Below are 20,395 nucleotides of genomic sequence, written 5' to 3' on the forward strand. Positions count from 1 at the left end.
AGGAGACCGTGACCCCGGTCTGGGCGGTCAGCTCGGCAGGGCACGCCATCTCCTGCCATGAATCATCCGTCGTCGTCCTTGTCCAGCGTGGCCCTGGGCCTGCAAGCGCCCTGGGAAGTGGTCAATGTGGCCTTCGCTCCCGGGGCGGGGCGCATCGACTTGCAGGTCGCCTTCCGGCCGGGCACGCGCTTCACCTGCCCGCACTGCGGGGCGGAACACCAACCGGTGCATGACACCCTGGAGCGGGCGTGGCGTCGCCTCAACTTCTTCCAGTATCAGGCGTACCTCCACGGCAAGGTGCCGCGGGTGCGCTGCGGCCCCTGCGCCAAGACCACGCAGGTGGCCGTGCCGTGGGCGCGTCCCGACAGCGGTTTCACGCTGCTGATGGCAGCCCTGATCGTCACCCTGTGCCAGGCGATGCCGGTCCGCCCGGTGGCGCAGCTGCTGGCGGTCAGCGACGTGCGCGTGTGGCGCACCCTGGATCACGACGTTGACCAGGCGCGTGCCCAAGAGGACTTCTCCGCCGTCGCCGCGGTGGGTCTGGACGAGACCGCCGCACGGCGCGGGACGACGACATCAGCCTCTTTCACGACCTGGAGGCGGGGCGCTTGCGGTACGCCTGCGATGGGCGCAAGGCCGAGGTCGTGGCACCGTTTGCTGACGACCTTGAAGCCCACGGTGGCGATGCCGAGAACGTTCGCGCGGTGTGCATCGACAGGTCCACCCGCTATCGCGCCGGGGTTGCCGAGCACCTGCCCTGGGCGGCGGTGACCTTCGACGAGTTCCATGTGCTCCAACGGGTCAACCAGGCGGTCGACGAGGTCCGCCGCCAAGAGGCGAAATCCACCCCTAGCCTCAAACGTCGCCGCTACCGGTGGCTCAAGGACAAGCAGGACGGGAGCATCCGCCAGATCAGCCACTACACCGATCTCAAGCGCCTGAACCTCAAGACCCACCAGGCGTTTCGCATCAAAGAAGCCCTGCGCGAGAGGTTCCACCGGGCCGCCAACCGCGCGGAGGCCGAACCGCTGCTGGAGCAGGGGTACCGCTGGGCACGCCGCTGCCTCCTCGAACCCATGAAGCAGGTCGCCACGACCCTCAAGAACCACTGGGACGGCATCCTCAACGCCTTCGATTCCAAACTCACTAACGGCCGGGTCGAAGGGGCCAATGCGCTCATCCAAGGCCGCTAAGGCCAAGGCCCGTGGCTATGGCACCACCCAGCACCTGATCACCATCGCCTACCTCCTGGTCGGCAAGCTCCGTCACCTACCGGCATCCCCCTTCAAACTCAACGCGTGTGCCACGGTCGCAGCATGAATCAAAAGCGTCAGACCCCTTGCCCATACCAAACGTAAGAGAGCCGTTTTTGCTTGCCTAAGGCGGATGAGCACTTAATTGAAGGGATGGGGCCGCGGGGTCTTATCGGAAGACGGGGGTAGGATCGGCAACTGGAAGCTGGGCTGATCGCCGGTCAGGGTCTTGAGAAAGGCGACGATCTGGGCATTTTCCTCCGGGGTGAACTTTTTGCCGAGCTGGATACGGCCCATGATCTCCACTGCCTCGCCCAGGGTGTCGGCGGCGCCGTCGTGGAAATAGGGGTAGGTCAGGGCGACGTTACGCAGGGTTGGCACCTTAAAGTTGAAGCGGTCGGCGTCTTTGCCGGTAACGCCGGCGCGGCCTTCGATTTCGGAGGTCCCCTTGTAGGGCTCGACCACCCCCATCTTCTGGAAGGAGTTGCCACCCACCGCCTCGCCATTGTGGCAGGCGACGCAGCCGCTGTTCTTGAACACCTGGTAGCCCGCCAGCTCTTCCTGGGTCAGGGCGTCATCCTTGCCCAAGAGCCAGATGTCGAAGCGCGAGTTGGGGGTGACCAGGGTCTTCTCGAACTCGGCGATGGCGGCGGTTACCTGATCGATGCTCATCTGGTCGGTGCCGAATACCTGGCGGAACTCGCGCACATATTCGGGTATGGACCAAAGTACGCCAATGGCCAGGGTGTGCGAGAAGGCCATCTCACCCGGGTTGGCGATGGGGCCGCCGGCCTGCTCCTTGAGGTCCGCCGCGCGGCCGTCCCAGAACTGGGCCACATTCAGACTCGAGTTGAGTACGGTCGGGGAGTTGATGGGGCCTTGCTGCCACTTGTCGCCGATGGAGGTTTTGATGTTGTCTGTGCCGCCCATGGACAGGTTGTGGCAGGAGTTGCAGGAGATGAAGCCGGAATTGGACAGACGGGGGTCGAAGTAGAGCTTCTTGCCCAATTCCACCATGCCCAGGTTGATGGACTGCGGCGGGCGGATAGGGGTGATGGGCTCGTCCCTCATGGCCGAGGCGGTGGCGGCAAGGCTCACGCTGGCCGTCAGAAGGGAGAGGGTGAATGTCGTCAGTGCCTTCATCGAGCGATCTCCTGCGAGCGTGGGACTAGCCGGTTGACCCGGCCAACGAGGTTTTGGAGCGGTGAACTCCGGGAATAAGTCATGGGCGGCCACCCTCTGGTGGGGTCGGTAAAGCTACCGGTTCCTCAGGGTTAGGGAGCGCGGGGCCCCGATCGCCCCGCCTTTGAGCACAGGGATGATTCTTGAGGGTTTCAGGGTTGCTTTGCATTGATTTTTGACAAACAGCCCCTCTCCTAAAGAAATCCGGATCCCGGAAATACCCCCTTGCCGCCGATGACCGCCGCCCCTTGGGCATCAGGCGATGGTCACTTCCGGGGACAGGTAAACATCCTGGATGGCATTTAACAGCCGCACCCCCTCCGCCATGGACTTCTGGAAGGCCTTGCGTCCCGAGATGAGGCCCATGCCCCCGGCCCGCTTGTTGATCACCGCCGTACGCACCGCCTGGTGGAGATCGTCCTTACCCGAGGGACCACCCGAATTGATCATGCCCACCCGGCCCATGTAGCAGTTGGCCACCTGATAGCGTACCCAGTCGATGGGGTGGCTGCCGGAGAGTTCTGCGTAAACCCGCGGGTGGGTCTTGCCAAAGCCGATAGCGGTGTAGCCCCCGTCGCGGGTGGCCTGTTTCTGTTTCACGATGTCCGCCTCGATGGTTACGGCCAGGTGATTAGCCTGGCCGGTGAGATCCGCGGCCTCGTGATAGTCGACACCCTCATGATTGAAGGCGGCGTTGCGCAGATAGGCCCAGAGCACGGTAACCATGCCCAGTTCATGGGCCCGGGCGAAGGCGGCGCTTACCTCCTGGATCTGGCGTCGCGACTCGGCGGAGCCGAAATAGATGGTGGCCCCTACGGCCACGGCCCCCATGTCAAAGGCTTGATCCACCGAGGCCCAGATCGTCTGGTCGTAGATAGTCGGGTAGGCGAGCATCTCGTTATGGTTGAGCTTCACCACGAAGGGGATCTTGTGGGCATGGCGCCGCCCCACCGAGCCCAAGACCCCGAGGGTGGAGGCCACCGCGTTGCAGCCCCCTTCGATCGCCAGGCGCACGATGTTCTCGGGGTCGAAATAGATGGGGTTGGGGGCGAAGGAGGCTCCCCCCGAGTGCTCCACCCCCTGGTCCACCGGCAGGATGGACAGATAGCCGGTTCCCCCCAGGCGGCCGTGGTCGATGAGGGTCTGTAGGGCCCTCAGCACCCCCGGCCGACGGTCTGAGTCCATCATGACCCGGTCCACGAAGTCCGGTCCTGGCAGGTGCAGCAGGGACCGGGGAATGCCCTGGCAGATGTGGCCCAGGAGATCGGGTGCCTCTTCGCCCAACAAACCTTGGATTTCGGTCATTGCTTCCTCCGTTTTATTGGCAGGGTTGGTGGCGTGGCATCATGCATCCAGACGGCTTTTAGGAGGGCCCGATGACAGGCAGAAGTCAGGATGCACGCGAATGAGGATAGCAGGCGATCCCTCTTCCTGCCGGAGAGAAGCCTGGCTTGCCAACACCATTCGGAAATGGATGCGGGACCTGGTTCCTGGTCACCAGGTACTGGAATGAGGAGGCGGGTGAGCAGTGCCGCTAGCGGCAACGCCGGCCCAGGGGGGCTGACGGCGCCGCCAAGGGTCGGAACAGCCGCCCCTCGGCGCGCAGGAAGTGGACGAAGAATTCGAACAGGACGAGGCGAGTAGTCTGAACGAAGACCACCAGGCCTTCCAGCACCACGGCGAAGACATTGCCCATGATCACCACCAGCCACCAGCCCAGGGGGTGTTCCACGCCCTGGGCCAGGGTCATGATAGTGTGGGAGAGGGCGGCGTGGGCGAGGGGCGAAGGCGCCCACCCGGGCGAAGGACAGGGTGTTCAGCAAGAGTTCGAACAAGCTATAGAGCAGCCGCCCCAGGGCCCCGGCCAGGGCCTGGATACCCGCCCCGCGGCACTGCCAGAGGCTGCCGGCGATGAAATGGAGCAGGGCCAGGCCGGCGACCCAGAGGGCCTGGGGATAGGCCATGGTCACCAGCAACGCCAGGTAAAGGATCAGGACGGCCGCATCCACCCCCGCCAAGGCACATGGCCGGCTAACCGCCAGCGCCTCGTCACGCGCGATCCACGCACCCTGGGTGCTCACCGGCTCAGCCCGGACTTTTCTTCAGCCAGTCCCGTTCCATCTTTAGCCGCCCGCACTCGCGGTAGAGCCGTTCGGGCCCGGGCTGCTCCAGAATCTCCTTCTGCCACCGCCCCACCTGGACTGGATGGCCCCCATGCTCCTGCCCGATCTCGTTCGCCGTCTTGACCCAACGGATCGCCTCCAGACCGACTTTGGCCTTGAAAGCGCCGGGTACGTCTTGCGCTGCGCTTCACTCATGCTGACATGCCGCTTTGGGTTCGGCGCAAGCTTAAATGACTGTCCGGTTTTCGAGGTCCGCTTTAGTCGACTCCCTCCAAGCCTTGGTCATGATCTGCGAGGGCAATTCGCCGCAGTTGGGGTAGGCGGCGTCAGGGGTACCTGAACCGTTACGTAATGCGCACCGCCTCCGTATATGTACTGATTTCGTCCAGTCCGCAGTGCGACTATGCTCTCGGGTAAATTCTAACTCCGACCGCCGCGTGCTCAGCCGCCCACGGCATCACCGGATGCTGGCCAACTCGGCGCGGTGATTCGCTCCGCCGGGTGGCCGGAGCGAAAGCCATACGCGCATTGTTCCGCCATGCGTCATAAGCGAGAGGAAGCGCCATGCGTCAGCAACGAGAGGAAGTGGTGGTCGGGGAAAGAATCGCGCGCGGTTCGTTGCGAATGCCCGTCGCTCGCGCGAAGCGGCACGCACCGGCTGGTTGCGCGAGAGAGTGCTGGTCATGATCGTTGAGGCGATGGCGCTCCTTCTCCGGCAACTGAACGGCTTTATCGCGCAGAACGACAGCAGTGCAGGTGCACCCACGCAGGCCGTGTGGGGCAACATTGCGCAACTCGATCGTCAGGAAATCGCGACGGAGTTGGACAACCATCTCGTCTTGAGCCTGGTCAACCTCGAGGAGGAGCGGGCGCTCAAGAACGGTAGGGCCTCGACGACCACGAGCACCGGCGATGTCGCGTACCGGAATCGTCCGATTCACCTCAACCTGTTCCTGCTGTTCACAGCAAACTACCGCAACTACGGGACCGCTCTCCGCCGCCTGGCGCAGGTGCTGACGTTCTTCCAGGGAAAACAGAAATTTACGTTCGCCAACTCCCCCGGTCCCAACCTGCCACAGGGCGGCATCGCGGAGTTCTCGCTGGTGCTGGATCTGCTCTCTCTGAGCTTTGAGGAGGTCAATCACCTCTGGGGGTTTTTGGGCACCAGGGAAAGTCCGTTTGCGGTGTACCGTGGGCGACTGGTCGTCATTGCCGACCAGCGTCTGCTTGAAACCGGGGCGAGAATCCAGGACTTCGATATCACCAACCGAAGTAACACCGCATGATTCGCTACCGGCCATTGTTCGACGTCGCGATTGCCCACGACTATTTCCTGAGTCGAGGGGACATCGTATTCGAAGCGCAGCCCGATCTCGATCGCGCCGCCCTCACCAATCTGTATTCCGTGGCCAATTCTCTCGAGCTGTTTCCGGATGCCGAGACAGTCTCGGTGCTGGCCGGGTACCGGATGATCTTCCGGGCAACGGCCGCCGGGTTCACCGTCGCCGTACAGCTCGATCCGGCGGCGAACGACATCCGGCCGATCATGCCGCCGGCGGCCGACTTCAGACTGACGTTCGTTCTGCGATCCGCCGACTCGTGGTTTGCCAACTATACGGAACTCGGTCCGGTCACCACCGGCTTCTACCGGTTCGGCAACGACTCGCAGAACAGGGTCGCGGGAGTGAATTTCCTTTCGAGGCCCGTGCTGCCGTTCGATGCCGCGCGGCGTTACGCCGCCGGTGAAGTCCATGCGCAGGCGGTGGTGCCTACGTTCGATCTGTTCCTCGCGTTAAGGGACACTGGACCTGCGGCGGCTTCGGTGGCCGCCGACTGGAGGCGCATTCCAGCGGACACATTCAGCGTGTCCACCACCTACCAGAGCGGAGCGATCGTTCTTTCGAACAATCGGCTGTTTCGCGCGCTCGTTAACAACGCCGGCGCAGACCTGACCAATGCCGCGAACTGGCAGCCCGTGAGTATCCTTGGGAATCAATACGTTACCGCTGCTGATGCTGTTCTGCCCGTTGCCGGACTCTTCGATCTGGATATCAGGGACCTGGCAGTTTCCCAAGCGTTCGTTCGTGCGTTTTCTTCCAACGGAACGGCGCCGGCTAAGGAGCAGATGTTCGCAACCGAACAGGGGACGCTGGATCGCGTGCAGGTCGACCTTCGTGGTCTCACGCCGGGCCCGTACCGCATCGAGATCCTGAATGCCGGTTCTATCGTGCGGGCGCTCTCTTGCTACCTCGCTCCTGTAGCAAAGACTGAGAATTGGTTCGGCGTCATCGACATCCAAAGCGGCGCCGGCGACTTCGCGCTGCTGAACGCCAACGGTACCCTCCGGACGCCACACTACGTACTGCGCTTTCTCAACCGCGCTACTCGCTGGCGCTACATCTTTCCGTCGGCCCAGCAGATCGGCACGGGCGGCGAGGTAACGCCGGACCCGGCGAACGACCGCGTTCTCGTTACGCCCGATCCTCGCCCGCTCACGCGCTTCGGAGTTGGCTCGCGGCTGCAGGCCGACAACGCAGCGACGGCAGCGGTTTCCGAAGAGATTCTCTTGCCGGCCCCTGAAGTGAAACAGATACGGCGCGAGAACGCGGAATGGTTTTCCGAGACCTACGTACCCAATTTCACATTAGGAGCATGACCGATGGCTCTGAATCTGAGAACGCCAGGCGTCTACATCGTTGAGGAATCGAAATTTCCGCCGTCGGTGGTTCCAGTCGAGACTGCGATTCCCGCATTTTTTGGCTACACGCGCGCGACGCAATACAAAGGCGCCAACCTCCTGAACCGTCCAGTCGCCGTTAACTCGCTACTCGAGTTCCAGGAGATTTTCGGCGACCCTCCAGGAATCGGCGACTTCGCGATCTCGCTCGACGAAGATGGCAACGTCGCGACCCCGGTAGCCGACCCGGCCGCGGTCGCAAAGGGCCGATTCCGGCTCGCATACGCGATGCGTCACTTCTACGACAACGGAGGCGGCCGCTGCTACATCGTGAGCGTCGGCAGTCACGCGTCGAGCACGCTGGCGAGCGACATCGCCGACGCGCATACCGCCGGCCTGGAGGCGCTGGCGCGCGAGGACGAGCCGACGCTGCTGGTATTTCCGGATCTGTCGGGCATGCGGCCCGATGATCCGAACAACGCGGGACAGGTCGCCGCAGTGCGCGCCGCGTACCACGGCGTGCTCATCCAGGCGCTCAACCAATGCGCCACGCTCGGCGACCGCTTCGTCATCTGCGACCTGTGGGACGGCGCCGCGGCCGGCAGCGCCGGGATTACCGCGTTCCGCAACGGCATCGGCACACGGAACCTGAAATACGCCGCGGCCTATCACCCGTTCATCGAGACCAGGATGCCGTGGAACTGGGATGAAGGCACGATCAAAATCTCGCAGATCGCCCGCCGCAACGATGACGGCACGTTGACGCGGCCGAGCCCACATGACAACAAGCCGCTCGCTGAGCTTAAGGCGGGTTCACCTGGGTCGAACCCGCTCATCTACGGCAATGTGCGCAACGCGCTCGCCGGCTACAGCGTGACCCTGCCGCCGGCCGCGGCCGTCGCCGGCGTCTACGCGACCGTCGACAGGACACGTGGCGTCTGGAAATCACCGGCCAATGAGAGCTTGGCGTCGGTCCGCTCGCTGACGGTCGCGATCGACCAGGACCTGAACGACGGCATGAACGTCGATGCGACCGGAAAGTCCATCAACGCCCTGCGGGCCTTCGCGGGCAAGGGATTTCTCGTCTGGGGCGCCCGGACGCTCGCCGGCAACGACAACGAGTGGCGCTACGTGTCGGTGCGCCGCTTCTTCAACATGGTGGAAGAGTCCTGCAAGAAGGCCACGGAACCATTCGTGTTCGAACCAAACGACGCCAACACCTGGGTCAAGGTGAAGGCGATGATCGAGAACTTCCTGGTCGTTCAGTGGCGCGACGGCGCGCTGGCGGGAGCCAAGCCCGAAAACGCGTTCTACGTCCGCGTCGGGCTTGGCACGACGATGACCGCGCAGGACATTCTCGAGGGCCGGATGAACGTCGAGATCGGCATGGCCGTGGTGCGGCCCGCCGAATTCATCGTCCTGCGCTTCTCTCACCAGATGCAGGAGGCCTGAGTCATGGCTTACAAGACACCCGGAGTGTACGTCGAAGAAATCACCACGCTCGCGCCCTCCGTGGTCGCCGTCGAAACCGCCATTCCGGCGTTCATCGGCTACACGGAAATCGCGACCGGTGGCGCTGGCGGCAATCTGCGATTCGTGCCGACGCGCATCAAATCGCTGCTGGAGTACCAGAGTCTCTTCGGCGGCGATTTCGTGCCGGCCACGTATGAGGTGATGCTGGACACGGCGGCTAACGATGCCGTCGGCGCGGTCTCGCCGCGGGACGCCGCCGGCAACGAGCGGCGATATCGGCTGTTCAATGTCGTTCGCCACTACTACGCGAACGGCGGCGGACCTTGCTACATCGTCTCGGTCGGGTCGTACGACGACGCGCCGGCGCTCGGTACGAGCACGACTGGACTGCTCGGCGGCCTGGCCAGCGTCGCGCCGGTCGACGATCCGACGCTGCTGGTGTTTCCCGACAGCGTGTCGTTGATCGCCAAGGAAATGGGCTCGTTGCAGGCCGCGGCCCTGGCGCAGTGCGAGCTGTTACAGGATCGGTTCGTCATCATGGATCTGTGCCAGGGAGATCAGCCGATCTCCCTGGCACTCAACCCGATTAAGGTTTTCCGTGACAACGTCGGCATGAACAGCCTCAAGTACGGCGCTGCGTACTACCCGTGGGTTCGGACGATCTACGAGCCCAACGTGCATTTTCGGCAGCTGAGCGTGAAACCGGCCGCGCAGTCGGTCTCCAGCATCACCCGGTCCACCACCACGGCCACGGTGACCACCGCGAGCGCACATGGGTTCACCACAGGGCAGAGCGTGACGATCGCCGGGGCCGATCAAACCGAGTACAACGGGACCTTCACGATAGCGGTTACGGGCGCCAGCACCTTCACGTACACGGTCACTGGCACCCCAGCCACACCGGCGACCGGCACGATCACAGCGCAGGCCGCGCTGCCGATCTCCAACGCCACCATCGACAGCCTCACCGGCGACACCACGCTCGACGCGCTGCCGGGCGCCGTGCGCGCAGCCGATGCCATCGTTGGCACCGTTGTGAGCGCCGTGAACGTGGGCGCGATGACGGCTCCCGGCGCGATCACGTTGGCGCGCGCCAACTTCACGCAGTTGTCAGATCACTTCGCGGGGCTGGTCGACAGGCTTAGGCAGTTACCGGCTGCCGCTCCCGATGCCGACGTCCAGCAGCGGTTCAGCAATCTCCTTGTGCTCCCTCGCGCTCTCGCGCTCGGATTGCGAGCGCTCGACACGCAGTCGGTCTCCAGCATGACCCTCTCCACCACCACGGCCACGGTGACCACCGCGAGCGCCCATGGGTTCACCACAGGGCAGAGCGTGACGATCGCCGGGGCCAATCAAACCGAGTACAACGGGACCTTCACGATAGCGGTTACGGGCGCCAGCACCTTCACGTACACGGTAACCGGCACCCCCGCCACACCGGCGACCGGCACGATCACGGCGCAGGCCGCGCAGTCAGTCTCCAGCATCACCCGGTCCGGCGGCACGGCCACGGTGACCACCGCGAGCGCCCATGGGTTCACCACAGGGCAGAGCGTGACGATCGCCGGGGCCAATCAAACCGAGTACAACGGGACCTTCACGATAGCGGTTACGGGCGCCAGCACCTTCACGTACACGCTAACCGGCACCCCCGCCACACCGGCGACCGGCACGATCACGGCGCAGGCCGCGCAGTCAGTCTCCAGCATCACCCGGTCCGGCGGCACGGCCACAGTGACCACCGCGAGCGCCCATGGGTTCACCACAGGGCAGAGCGTGACGATCGCCGGGGCCGATCAAACCGAGTACAACGGGACCTTCACGATAGCGGTTACGGGCGCCAGCACCTTCACGTACACGGTGACCGGCACCCCCGCCACACCGGCGACCGGCACGATCACCGCGCAGACCGCATTGCCGGCGACGTTGGTGATCGTACTTACCGAGCTGCGGCGGGATACCCAGCTGCGGTCGAGGATTTCCGATGTGGTGGCCTACGAGAAGAACGTTGGCGTGATGAGCGCAGTGGCGTCGGCTCGAACGGCTGCCGACGTGGCAACCGACTACGCCAGTCTCAATGGCTCCGACTGGATTTTGCCCAACGCCAATGTCGGGGCGATTGCCGCCAACACCGCTGACTTCACCACTGGCGCCGCCAACCTTCGCGCGACGGCGCTCAACGCGTCGACGGCCTTGCGCGAGTTGTTCGACCCGCTCGCCGCGGCGGTGCTGTCGCTGTTCTCCGCTGCGGAGTTCCTGGCGAGCGAAGCCGAGAAACAGCTCTTCGCACGGCATCCGGTGTTCGGCAACATCGTCAGCGAGGTGACTCGCGCCATGGTGCTGCTACCGCCGTCCGGCGCGGTGGCTGGCGTCTACGCCGCCGTCGACCGCACGCGTGGTGTGTGGAAAGCGCCTGCCAATGTCTCTCTGGCCGACGTCAGCGGCGTGGCGGTGAAGGTCAACGATCAGATCCAGGAAGACCTGAACGTCACGACGACCGGCAAGAGCGTCAACGTCATCCGCGCGTTTACCGGCAAGGGCTCGTTGATCTGGGGCGCGCGGACGCTCGCCGGCAACGACAACGAATGGCGCTACGTGCCGGTGCGTCGCTTCTTCAACATGGCCGAGGAGTCGATCAAAAAGGCCTCCGAGCCGTTCGTCTTCGAGCCCAACGATCGAGGCACGTGGGTACGCGTGCGCGCGATGATCGAAAACTTCCTCACGGTGCAGTGGCGGCAGGGCGCACTGGCGGGCGCGGTGACGCAACAGGCGTTTTTCGTCAAGGTGGGCCTTGGCGAGACGATGACCGCCCAGGACATTCTCGAGGGCCGGATGATCGTGGCGGTCGGCCTGGCGGTGGTGCGGCCCGCGGAGTTCATCGTCCTGAGATTCGCCCACAAGATGCAGACCTCGTAAGGAGTTGAGACATGGCCGAATATCCGTTGCCGAAATTCCACTTCCAGGTGCAGTGGGGTGGCGCCAAGATCGGCTTCACCGAAGTCACCGGCCTCGAGGTGACGACAGAAAAGATCGAATACCGTGATGGGGCCAGCAAGGAGTACCACAAGGTCCGCATGCCCGGCATGCAGACTTTCGGCGACCTGACGCTGAAGCGCGGGGTCTTTGCCGGCGACAACGAGTTCTACGACTGGTGGAACACCGTGGCGCTGAATACGGTGGAGCGGCGCGACATCACCATCAGTCTGCTCAACGAGGCGCACGAGCCGGTCGTGGTGTGGAAGGTCAAGAATGCCTGGCCGACGAAGGTCACCTCGACCGATTTGAATGCCTCGGGCAACGAGACCGCCATCGAGACGCTCGTGCTCGCACACGAGGGGCTCACGATGGAGAACGGCTGACGCCATGGACCTGTCTTACCCCCACCCGGGATTCCATTTCCTCGTCGTCTTCGAGCTCGCGCCGCGGTTCCCTGACGACACGCGCTGGCAGGAGGTCTCGGGGCTCACGGTGAGCACCGAGTTCGAGAGCTGGCCCGAGGGCGGGGAGAACCGCTTCGCGCATCAGCTGCCGAAGAGCCTCAGCTTCGGCGAACTCGTACTGAAACGCGGGAAGTTCATGGGCTCGGGCGTGCTGCACTGGGCGCGCAAGGCCATGGAGCAGTTCGAGTACAAGCCCACCAACATCATGATCTCGCTGCTCGACGACGAGCACCTGCCTATCTACAACTGGTACGTGGTGGGCGCGGTGCCGAAACGGCTGGAGATCTCCGGCATCAACGCGGGTAACAACGAGCTGCTGATCGAGACGCTGGCGCTCCAGTACCAGTACTTCAAGTACTACGATCCCGCGAGCCTGGCACTGGACGCGGCCGCGGCGATCAGCGGCGGCATAAAGGCGGCGTTGTAACCATGCCCATCGAAATCCGAGAACTGGTGATTCGCGTCACGGTGGATCCCGCCAGCGACAAGAGCGGCAAGTCCGCCTGCGGCGCGGGCTCTGCGGAGCCATCGGGCAGCGCCGGCGCTTCCGGCGGCAAGCCTTCCGCCGAAGGTGACGTCGTGCAGACCTGCGTGCGCGAAGTGCTGCGCATCCTCGCGGACCGGCAGGAGCGCTGAGCATGCTGTTCGACAAGGGCAAGCTGGAGAAGATGACCATCCGGGCGATGAAGCCCGCGACCAGCCCGAAGGAGCCACCGCAGCCCTCTGACCTGGCCGCAGACACCTTCGTGGTGCAGGTGAACCCGCGCAGCTACACGCTGAACCGGTATCTCACCTACACGTATCACCGCGGCCAGGGATTTTCCGCCAGCGAGGCTATCTACAAGGACAGTCCCCCGGTCAACCTGGCCTTCGAATTCCTGTTCGATGGCACGGGCGTGGTGCCCAAGCCCTCGGAGCTCGGCGACGTTCCGCTGGTGGGCGCGATTGCTTCGGCGCTGTCGCCGCCGAAGGAATACATCGTCATGGACGAGATCAAGCGGTTCAACAAGCTGGTCTACGACTACTCGGGAAAGATTCACCGGCCGCGCGAGTTGCTGCTGGTGTGGGGCAGCTTGGTATTCAGCTGCGTGCTGAGCTCGGTGGAATACCGCTACACGCTGTTCAAGCCTGACGGCACGCCGCTGCGTGCCGTGGCCAATTGCACGTTCTGCGAATTCGTGCCCGACGCGCTGCGCGAACGCAAGGACAACGCGACCTCTCCGGACCTCACGCACCTGCGCGACATCCGCGATGGTGACTCACTGCCCGCACTGGCCTACGACATCTACGGCAAGCCGGAGCTCTATCTGCAGGTGGCGCGCGTCAACAAGCTGGTCAACTTCCGCAAGCTGCGTTCGGCGACCCGGGTCGCCTTCCCGCCGCTGGTCGCGCCGGGGTCGACGTGAGCGCGCTGCCCATCACACGGCCGACCGACGTGGTGACGCTGTCGGTGCGCGTCAATGAAACCGAGCTGCCACGCACCGTGCCGATACTGGCCGTCGAAGTGGTCATCCAGGCGAACCGCGTGCCGTACGCGCGCCTGCGCATCGGGGATGGTGACGCCGCGCGCGGCGATTTCGCGCGCAGCAGCGGTGAACTCTTCGTCCCGGGCAACAAGCTGGCGCTGCAGGCCGGATATCACGGCGACACGCGGCAGATCTTCAGTGGCATCGTGTTGAGCCAACGCATCGTGGTGCGCGACGGCTCCTCGTGGCTCGAGGTGGATTGCCGCGACCCCGTGTTCGCCATGACGCTGGTCCGGCAGAACCGCTACTTCACGGATTCAAAGGATTCGGCGGTCGCGAGTGAGCTGCTCGGCAAGTACGGCAGCCAGGGTGTGTCTTCGCAGGTGGCTTCAACCGACGTGACGCATCCGCAGCTGCTGCAGTACCAGGCCACCGACTGGGACTTCATGATCGCGAGACTCGAAGCGGCGGGACACATTTGCTTCGCCGAGGCCGGCAAGGTGACCACGGTCAAGCCGGCGCTCGATGGAGCGCCGGTGGCCGATATCGGCTTCGGCGCGACGGTGCTGGAGCTCGACGCGGACATCGACGCACGCACGCAGTCGGGCGGCATCAAGGCGGCAGCCTGGGATCCCTCCGGGCAGAAGCTGCAGGAAGTGACGGCTGCGGATCCTGGCTGGAGCGGCAATGGCAACCTCAAGGCGAGCAAGCTGAGCGATGCGGCGAGCCGCAAGGAAGACGTGCTCTGGCACGGTGGCAGCCTGGGTAGTGAGGCGCTGCAGAGCTGGGCGGATGGCGCACTGCTGCGCTCGCGTCTCGCCGGCGCGCGTGGGCGCGTGCGCTTCAAGGGACTCACCGACGTCAAACCCGGCACCGTGTTGCAACTCTCGCGCTTCAGCGATCGCTTCAATGGCAAGGTGTACGTCACCGGGGTGCGCCACGAGTTTAGCAGCAACAACTGGACGACCGACGCCGAGTTCGGCATGACGAGCGACCTGCATGCGCAGCGCGTGGCGATCGGCCATCTGCCGGCAGCGGGCATCGCCGCACCCGTCCATGGACTGCAGATCGGCGTGGTGACCGAGATCGTCGACGAGGACGGCAAGGAGCACCGCGTGCGCGTCAAGGTGCCGCTCGCCGGCATGGACGAAAAGAAAGGTGTCTGGGCGCGGGTTGCGATGCTGGATGCCGGCTCCAAGCGCGGCACGTTCTTCCGTCCCGAGCTCGAAGACGAAGTGGTGCTGGGCTTCTTCCACGACGATCCGGCGCAGCCCGTGATCCTCGGCATGCTCCACAGCAAGAAGAAGGAGCCGCCGTTCAAGGCGGAGAAGTCCAACGACAAGAAGGGCTACGTATCCCGCGAAGGAATCTCGCTCACCTTCGACGACAAGAAGAAGGAAGTTAAGCTCGAGACTCCCGGCGGCCGCAGCCTGCTGCTCAGCGACGACGACGGCATGATCGTGCTGGCCGACAAGAACGGCAACTCCATCACGCTGAGCGACAAGGGCATCGTGCTGGTCAGCAAGGAAAAGGACGTGAAGTTCGAAGCCAAGGCCGAAGTGGAGATCAAGGGCAAGGACGTGAACGTCAAGGCGCAGTCCGCTTTCAACGCCAAGGATGCCGCGCAGACCGAAATCGGCGGCAGTGCCACCCTCACGCTGAAGGGTGGCCTGGTGATGATCAACTGAGGCGGAGGAAGCAATCCATGCCACCCGCAGCGCGCGCCACCGACATGCATGTCTGTCCCCTGGTGACGGGAGTGGTGCCGCATGTGGGCGGACCTGCCTTGCCGCCGGGCGAGGCCACCGTGCTGATCGGTGGACTGCCGGCGCTGCGCGTGGGCGACATGCTTACTTGCACAGGACCTCCGGACACGGTCGTTGCCGGCAGCGGCACCGTGTTGATCGGCGGCATGCCCGCGGCGCGGCTCGGCGATTCCTGCGCGCATGGCGGCAGTCTCGTGCTCGGCTGCTTCACCGTGATGATCGGGGGTTGAAGTGGCGGACGAACAGTTTCTCGGACGCGGTTGGGGATTCCCGGTGACCTTCGGCAACCAGGGTCGCAGCGTCGAGATGGCCGATGCGGAAGAGGACATCCGCCAGAGTCTCAACATCCTGCTGTCCACCGGCCTGGGCGAACGCGTGTTGCGCCCCGCCTTCGGCTGGAAACGCGACGCGCTGATGTTCGAGCCCATGTCGACCTCTTTCGGCTCCTACCTCGCGCGCGAGATCGAAAACGCCATCCTGTTCTTCGAGTCGCGCATCGAGCTCAACCGCGTCGACTTCGAGAACCCCGCGGACCAGACCGGGCTGGTGCTGATCCGGCTCGACTACACCGTGCGCACCACGAACACGCGCACCAATCTCGTCTATCCCTTCTACCTGGACTACCAGGAATCGAACACGTGACGTTGGATCTCTTCAGGCGCTATGGAAACCTGCTGCGGCTGGACGGCACCAACCAGCTGCAGCGGCTGCTGCCTGGCCTGGAGTCCGACTACATCGTTCCCGACGAACGCACATTCGCCGATCTCGTGCAGTACGCCAGGAAGGTCGCGGAAGAGGTGCGTTACTTCGATCTCACCGGGCAGTCCACCGGCGACTGGTCGGCATTGCTCGAACCACTGCTGGGTCCGGGCGGCGCGAATGCACCGTCCACCGAAGAATTGCAGCTGCTGCTCGCCTCGCGCGACGACTGGCCGCCGCACCTGGTGCTGTTCCTCTCGTTCCTCAAGCTGTTCCAGTACCTGCAGACGGACCTCAACCAGCTCACGCAGAAGCACCTGCTGCACTACTACGAGAAAGAGCTCGGGCTGCTGCGTCGTCTGCCTTCGCCAGACGACGTGCACGTGCTCTTCGAGCTCGAACCCGATGCGCCGCCGACCTTGCTGAAAGCTGGCACGCTGCTCGATGCGGGCAAGGACGACAATGGTCGTGTGCTGACGTATGCGACCCAGAACGACATCGTGGTCTCGGCCGGCAGTGTCGGCGACATGCGCCGCCTGGTGGTCGAACGCGACCTGCGCGGCTTCCGCCAGTTCTTCGTCGCGGAAGGTTTCAGCGTGAAGGAGGGCGCCAGTGGGAATACCTTCGGGGCGCGCCAGGTCGACGTCGACGCCACGCAACGATTCATGACGGAAGCGCGTCTCGGCTTCTCGGTCAGCGCGCCCGTGCTGCAGATGGCCGAGGGCGATCGCACCGTCAAACTACTGGCCCACCTGAAGCTGCCCGCCGGCGCCGCGCCCCTGATTACCCAGGGCATCACCGGCGCATTGAATGTTTCCCTGACAGGCGCGAAGGGCTGGCTGGCGGCGGACAGTTTCGAGGCGACGCTGCTCGCGAACGGTGGGCTTGGCATGCCGGCATTGTCCATCGCCGCGAACGTTGGCGCGCTGGCGCCGGCGGTGGTGTCGGTCGACCCTGTGCTCCATGGCGCCGAGTTCGCGGGTGCTCACGCCATGATCCGCGTCCTGGTCAAGGGCGTGTCCGGTATCTACGACGCCTTCGATGGCATGACCGTGGAGCGCGTCGACCTGAAGGTGGACGTCGAGGACGTGCGCATTCTCGTCGCGCAGAACGACGTCGGCATGCTCGATTGGAAGAAGCCGATGCCCTTGTTCGGCAGCCAGCCGCGGATCGGCAGCGCGTTCTACATCGGCAGTGCGGAGGTTTTCAGCAAGCGCCTCACAGCACTAAGGCTAAACCTCGAGTGGAAGGCGCCGCCGGACAACCTGTTCGATCACTACCGCGCTTACTTCGACAACATCCCTGTCGACTTCCAGGACGTCTTCTACTCCTACTTTTGCGCCAACATCGATCTGCTCTACGAGCGGACCTTCCGCACGTTGCGGACCAACCAGAATCTCTTCGAGCCGGTGCCGAATGATCCGCGCGAATTGGATGCGGATTCGAGCGCGTTCGACCTCGCCTTCACGGGCGTCGACTACCGTGAGCAGCCGGATCTTGCCGAGCCTTCGGGCTTCGATGGAGCGAGCCGATTCGGCTTTCTACGCCTCGAGCTCCGCAACCCGACGCGCACCGATCTTGCGCCCTATGCGATTGAAGTACCCTTCGAAGCGTTCGGGCATGGCGTCTTCTCCGCACGGTACGCGCGCCAGGCCATCGAGCTCAGCAAGTATCCCGGCACAGGCGAGAAGCCAAAGCTGCCGAAAGAGCCCTACACGCCGGTATTGAGCGGGTTGTCGCTCGACTATTCGGCGACCGCCACGCTGGCGCCCGTCGACGTGGACGGAAACGCGGTGGCGCAGTACTTCGTGGTCACTCCCTTCGGTGCTCGCCTGTCGCGCGCCCCCGGCGACGCGCGCCTGGCGCCGGCGATCGATGGCAATGCGGCGCTCATGCTGGGCGTCCAGTCCTTCGCCGCGCCGGGCAATGTATCACTTCTGTTCGACATCGACCTCGGCACGGCGACTGCGGCCCCGAACCTCGCGAGTGGTGAGGCGGAATGGACTTACCTGGACGCGCGCGACGTCTGGCAACCACTCGACTCCGCGGCGGTCCTCATCGATGGAACCCAGGGTTTTCAGAAGTCCGGAATCATTTCGCTGTCGGTGCCGGCCGATGCTTCGTCGATCCATCGCAGCATGCCCGCCGGCCTCGTGTGGCTGTGTGCCTTAATTCGCCGGCCGCCGGAGACCGCAGCGCGAACGCTGACGATCACGGCCAATGGAGCGCTGGCGCGCTTCGAGCCGGGTGCGGTGCCGCTCGCGGAATTCGAGTCCCACCTGCAATCCGGCGTGCCTGCCGGCGCGATTGCAAAGCTCGTGCAGCGCAATGCGAACATCGCACGCGTCGTGCAGCCACGGGCGTCGTTCGGCGGCCGCGGCGGCGAGGGCAACGACGACTTCATCCGGCGCAGCAGCGAAAGGCTGCGCCATCGCAATCGCGCCGTGGTTCCCGGGGATGTCGAGCGGCTGGTGCTCGAGCGTTTCCCCGAAGTGTTTAAGGTCAAGTGCCTGCCTCATACGGACGGGAACGGCGAGACGCGGGCTGGGCACGCGGCAGTGGTCGTCATTCCCAACCTGCGGCGTACCGGCGGGACGAACCCGCTCGAGCCACGCGCCGGTGTGGTGTTGCTGGCGCAGATCGCCGAATATCTCGAGTCATCGACGACGCCGTTCATGACGCTGCAGGTCATCCGGCCGGCGTTCGAGCGGCTGCGCGTCGAGGCCAAGGTGGTCTTCAACCGCGGTTTCGATCCGGGCTACTACGCAGCCGTGCTCAATGACGACCTGTGCCGCTTCCTGTCGCCGTGGGCCTTCCAGGACGGTGAGGACATCCTGTTCGGTGCGCGCATCTACCGGTCGGAGATCCTGGCCTTCATCGAAAGCCGGGAATACGCCGATCACATCGTCGGATTGCGGCTGTATCACCACCAAGACGGGGTGGTTCACCAGGGAATCGGCGCCATGACCATCGGGCTCGATTTCATCGTGAATCCCCGTCCGCGTCCCGCGCTCGAGCAGATGACCATCGGCGACGACTTCATCGTCGGGCGGCCGCTCGAGGCCGCGCAGACCACGCAGGCGCACGCGATCCTCGTGTCGCATCGGGCGCACCTCATCACTCCCGTCCCGCGCGGCGCGGAAATCTGTTCCGGCGTCACGCGCCTGGGCATCGGCTACATGACCGTCGGGCTCGACTTCAACGTGGGCCTCAGGGTCACGGCGTAAATAAACTACTTACAGGGTGTAAATCATATGACTGAAGTGAATCGCGTCGCCCTCATGGGCAAGTTCCAGAACGGTGACCGTCCCGACGAATCCGATTTCGGCAACCTGATCGAAAGCTGCCTCAACAAGGTGTCGGACGGATTGAAGGTCGACGGCGACATGAACTTCGTGTTGTCGCGTGGCCTGCAGCTTGGAGACAGCGCGTCGACGGTCGCGGGCACGCTGCGGTTCAACAGCGGGGCAGTGCAGTTCAACAACGGCAGCACCTGGCTTCCGGTAGGCGGCAACGCCGGCGTCTTCACGTCGCTGAGCCCGACGACGGTTGCGTACAACGGCGGCGGACTCGTGGGTATCGGATCGACGTTTTCCACCGCGACACCGCCTATCTACCGTTTCGAGGTGAACCTGGCGGCGAACACGGCGCTGACCGAGCAGGTCCGGTTCGGAAGCGCCGTCATCGCCAATGGCGCCGGCGCCTTCAGTTCGGCCGCCGTATTTTCGCATCGCAACCACGCCACGGATACCAACTACGCGCTGCGACAGGTGACCAGCGGCGCGGTGCATCTCAATGCCGCCCTGAACCAGGTCATCAGCATCCGCCAGAACAACGTGCCGGTGCTCAGCGTGGCGACCGGTGGACAGGTGGTCATCGGCGGCGGCGGCGACGTCATCGATCCCACGTCATCGGGTGAAATCCTGCAAGTGCATGGCCAGGTGATCAAGAACACTCCCGGCACCGCGTGGGCGAACTTTTCGGATGAGCGCATCAAGGAGGACGTGCGCGATCTCGAGGAGGGGCTTGCACAGCTGCGGCGTGTCCGGCCAGTGCGTTATCGCTACAACGAACTGGCCGGCAGCGCGGCAGGCGCCGAAGGCGTCGGCATCCTCGCGCAGGAAATGGAAAAGGTGTTCCCGGAGACGGTCTCGCGCATCCCGGGCGCGCCGAAGGAGACTCGCGGCATCGAGGACATGCGCATCTTCGACGGCTCGATGCTGACCTTCGTACTCATCAACGCCGTGAAGGAGCTTGCGGCGAAGGTCGAGCAGCTCGAGTCCGCGCTGGCCGCGCACAACGGAACACCGGCCTGA

General features: G+C 64.3%; 16 protein-coding genes and 1 pseudogene. 14 read left to right on the top strand and 3 right to left on the bottom strand.

What is annotated here, in order from left to right; genetic code table 11:
* Positions 1-57 precede the first annotated feature (57 nt).
* A pseudogene (locus tag IPN92_09050) lies at positions 58-1,320 on the top strand (ISL3 family transposase).
* A 74-nt stretch (positions 1,321-1,394) separates the two neighbouring features.
* On the opposite strand, the gene IPN92_09055 reads toward IPN92_09050, so the two are convergent.
* The 3 genes from IPN92_09055 to IPN92_09065 all read right to left on the bottom strand — a co-directional run bounded on the left by IPN92_09055 (position 1,395) and on the right by IPN92_09065 (position 4,185).
* Positions 1,395-2,396, bottom strand: a complete 1,002-nt coding sequence (locus IPN92_09055; GenBank protein MBK8638413.1) for a cytochrome-c peroxidase — start codon at positions 2,394-2,396, stop codon at positions 1,395-1,397.
* A 294-nt stretch (positions 2,397-2,690) separates the two neighbouring features.
* Complete coding sequence (locus tag IPN92_09060) at positions 2,691-3,740, bottom strand: class I fructose-bisphosphate aldolase (protein MBK8638414.1); 1,050 nt, start codon at positions 3,738-3,740, stop codon at positions 2,691-2,693.
* Between the two features lie 229 nt (positions 3,741-3,969).
* Positions 3,970-4,185 (bottom strand): hypothetical protein, encoded by a 216-nt coding sequence (locus IPN92_09065; protein ID MBK8638415.1) that lies wholly within the window; start codon positions 4,183-4,185, stop codon positions 3,970-3,972.
* A gap of 1,056 nt (positions 4,186-5,241) precedes the next feature.
* On the opposite strand from IPN92_09065, the gene IPN92_09070 reads away from it, so the two are divergent.
* The 13 genes from IPN92_09070 to IPN92_09130 all read left to right on the top strand — a co-directional run bounded on the left by IPN92_09070 (position 5,242) and on the right by IPN92_09130 (position 20,395).
* Positions 5,242-5,844: a DUF4255 domain-containing protein gene (locus IPN92_09070; protein MBK8638416.1), complete on the top strand. Its 603-nt coding sequence runs from the start codon at positions 5,242-5,244 to the stop codon at positions 5,842-5,844.
* Positions 5,841-7,214: a hypothetical protein gene (locus IPN92_09075; protein MBK8638417.1), complete on the top strand. Its 1,374-nt coding sequence runs from the start codon at positions 5,841-5,843 to the stop codon at positions 7,212-7,214. Before IPN92_09070 ends, IPN92_09075 begins: the two co-directional genes overlap by 4 nt.
* Before the next feature lie 3 nt (positions 7,215-7,217).
* The gene (locus IPN92_09080) at positions 7,218-8,687 is read left to right on the top strand and encodes a phage tail sheath family protein (GenBank protein ID MBK8638418.1); all 1,470 of its coding nucleotides are present in this window, start codon (positions 7,218-7,220) and stop codon (positions 8,685-8,687) included.
* A 1,080-nt stretch (positions 8,688-9,767) separates the two neighbouring features.
* On the top strand, positions 9,768-11,624 hold the full coding sequence (locus tag IPN92_09085; GenBank protein ID MBK8638419.1) for a phage tail sheath subtilisin-like domain-containing protein: 1,857 nt from the start codon (positions 9,768-9,770) through the stop codon (positions 11,622-11,624).
* Between the two features lie 11 nt (positions 11,625-11,635).
* The gene (locus tag IPN92_09090; protein ID MBK8638420.1) at positions 11,636-12,067 is read left to right on the top strand and encodes a phage tail protein; all 432 of its coding nucleotides are present in this window, start codon (positions 11,636-11,638) and stop codon (positions 12,065-12,067) included.
* A gap of 4 nt (positions 12,068-12,071) precedes the next feature.
* Positions 12,072-12,575 (top strand): phage tail protein, encoded by a 504-nt coding sequence (locus IPN92_09095; GenBank protein MBK8638421.1) that lies wholly within the window; start codon positions 12,072-12,074, stop codon positions 12,573-12,575.
* 2 nt (positions 12,576-12,577) lie between these two features.
* Positions 12,578-12,784 (top strand): hypothetical protein, encoded by a 207-nt coding sequence (locus IPN92_09100; protein MBK8638422.1) that lies wholly within the window; start codon positions 12,578-12,580, stop codon positions 12,782-12,784.
* A 2-nt stretch (positions 12,785-12,786) separates the two neighbouring features.
* The gene (locus tag IPN92_09105) at positions 12,787-13,554 is read left to right on the top strand and encodes a hypothetical protein (GenBank protein MBK8638423.1); all 768 of its coding nucleotides are present in this window, start codon (positions 12,787-12,789) and stop codon (positions 13,552-13,554) included.
* The gene (vgrG, locus tag IPN92_09110; protein ID MBK8638424.1) at positions 13,551-15,302 is read left to right on the top strand and encodes a type VI secretion system tip protein VgrG; all 1,752 of its coding nucleotides are present in this window, start codon (positions 13,551-13,553) and stop codon (positions 15,300-15,302) included. The genes IPN92_09105 and vgrG overlap by 4 nt, the downstream gene beginning before the upstream one ends.
* A gap of 17 nt (positions 15,303-15,319) precedes the next feature.
* Positions 15,320-15,610 (top strand): PAAR domain-containing protein, encoded by a 291-nt coding sequence (locus tag IPN92_09115; protein MBK8638425.1) that lies wholly within the window; start codon positions 15,320-15,322, stop codon positions 15,608-15,610.
* 76 nt (positions 15,611-15,686) lie between these two features.
* Positions 15,687-16,022, top strand: a complete 336-nt coding sequence (locus tag IPN92_09120; protein ID MBK8638426.1) for a GPW/gp25 family protein — start codon at positions 15,687-15,689, stop codon at positions 16,020-16,022.
* Positions 16,019-19,306 (top strand): hypothetical protein, encoded by a 3,288-nt coding sequence (locus tag IPN92_09125; protein MBK8638427.1) that lies wholly within the window; start codon positions 16,019-16,021, stop codon positions 19,304-19,306. The genes IPN92_09120 and IPN92_09125 overlap by 4 nt, the downstream gene beginning before the upstream one ends.
* A gap of 27 nt (positions 19,307-19,333) precedes the next feature.
* The gene (locus IPN92_09130; protein ID MBK8638428.1) at positions 19,334-20,395 is read left to right on the top strand and encodes a tail fiber domain-containing protein; all 1,062 of its coding nucleotides are present in this window, start codon (positions 19,334-19,336) and stop codon (positions 20,393-20,395) included.

The organism is Chromatiaceae bacterium (assembly GCA_016714645.1).
Taxonomy (GTDB): Bacteria; Pseudomonadota; Gammaproteobacteria; order Chromatiales; family Chromatiaceae; genus M0108.

Excerpts from the sequence above, each read along its gene's own strand:
- IPN92_09055 (MBK8638413.1), bottom strand. The coding sequence starts at position 2,396 with ATGAAGGCACTGACGACATTCACCCTCTCCCTTCTGACGGCCAGCGTG.
- IPN92_09060 (MBK8638414.1), bottom strand. The coding sequence starts at position 3,740 with ATGACCGAAATCCAAGGTTTGTTGGGCGAAGAGGCACCCGATCTCCTG.
- IPN92_09065 (MBK8638415.1), bottom strand. The coding sequence starts at position 4,185 with ATGACCCTGGCCCAGGGCGTGGAACACCCCCTGGGCTGGTGGCTGGTG.
- IPN92_09070 (MBK8638416.1), top strand. The coding sequence starts at position 5,242 with ATGATCGTTGAGGCGATGGCGCTCCTTCTCCGGCAACTGAACGGCTTT.
- IPN92_09075 (MBK8638417.1), top strand. The coding sequence starts at position 5,841 with ATGATTCGCTACCGGCCATTGTTCGACGTCGCGATTGCCCACGACTAT.
- IPN92_09080 (MBK8638418.1), top strand. The coding sequence starts at position 7,218 with ATGGCTCTGAATCTGAGAACGCCAGGCGTCTACATCGTTGAGGAATCG.
- IPN92_09085 (MBK8638419.1), top strand. The coding sequence starts at position 9,768 with ATGACGGCTCCCGGCGCGATCACGTTGGCGCGCGCCAACTTCACGCAG.
- IPN92_09090 (MBK8638420.1), top strand. The coding sequence starts at position 11,636 with ATGGCCGAATATCCGTTGCCGAAATTCCACTTCCAGGTGCAGTGGGGT.
- IPN92_09095 (MBK8638421.1), top strand. The coding sequence starts at position 12,072 with ATGGACCTGTCTTACCCCCACCCGGGATTCCATTTCCTCGTCGTCTTC.
- IPN92_09100 (MBK8638422.1), top strand. The coding sequence starts at position 12,578 with ATGCCCATCGAAATCCGAGAACTGGTGATTCGCGTCACGGTGGATCCC.
- IPN92_09105 (MBK8638423.1), top strand. The coding sequence starts at position 12,787 with ATGCTGTTCGACAAGGGCAAGCTGGAGAAGATGACCATCCGGGCGATG.
- IPN92_09115 (MBK8638425.1), top strand. The coding sequence starts at position 15,320 with ATGCCACCCGCAGCGCGCGCCACCGACATGCATGTCTGTCCCCTGGTG.
- IPN92_09120 (MBK8638426.1), top strand. The coding sequence starts at position 15,687 with ATGGCCGATGCGGAAGAGGACATCCGCCAGAGTCTCAACATCCTGCTG.
- IPN92_09130 (MBK8638428.1), top strand. The coding sequence starts at position 19,334 with ATGACTGAAGTGAATCGCGTCGCCCTCATGGGCAAGTTCCAGAACGGT.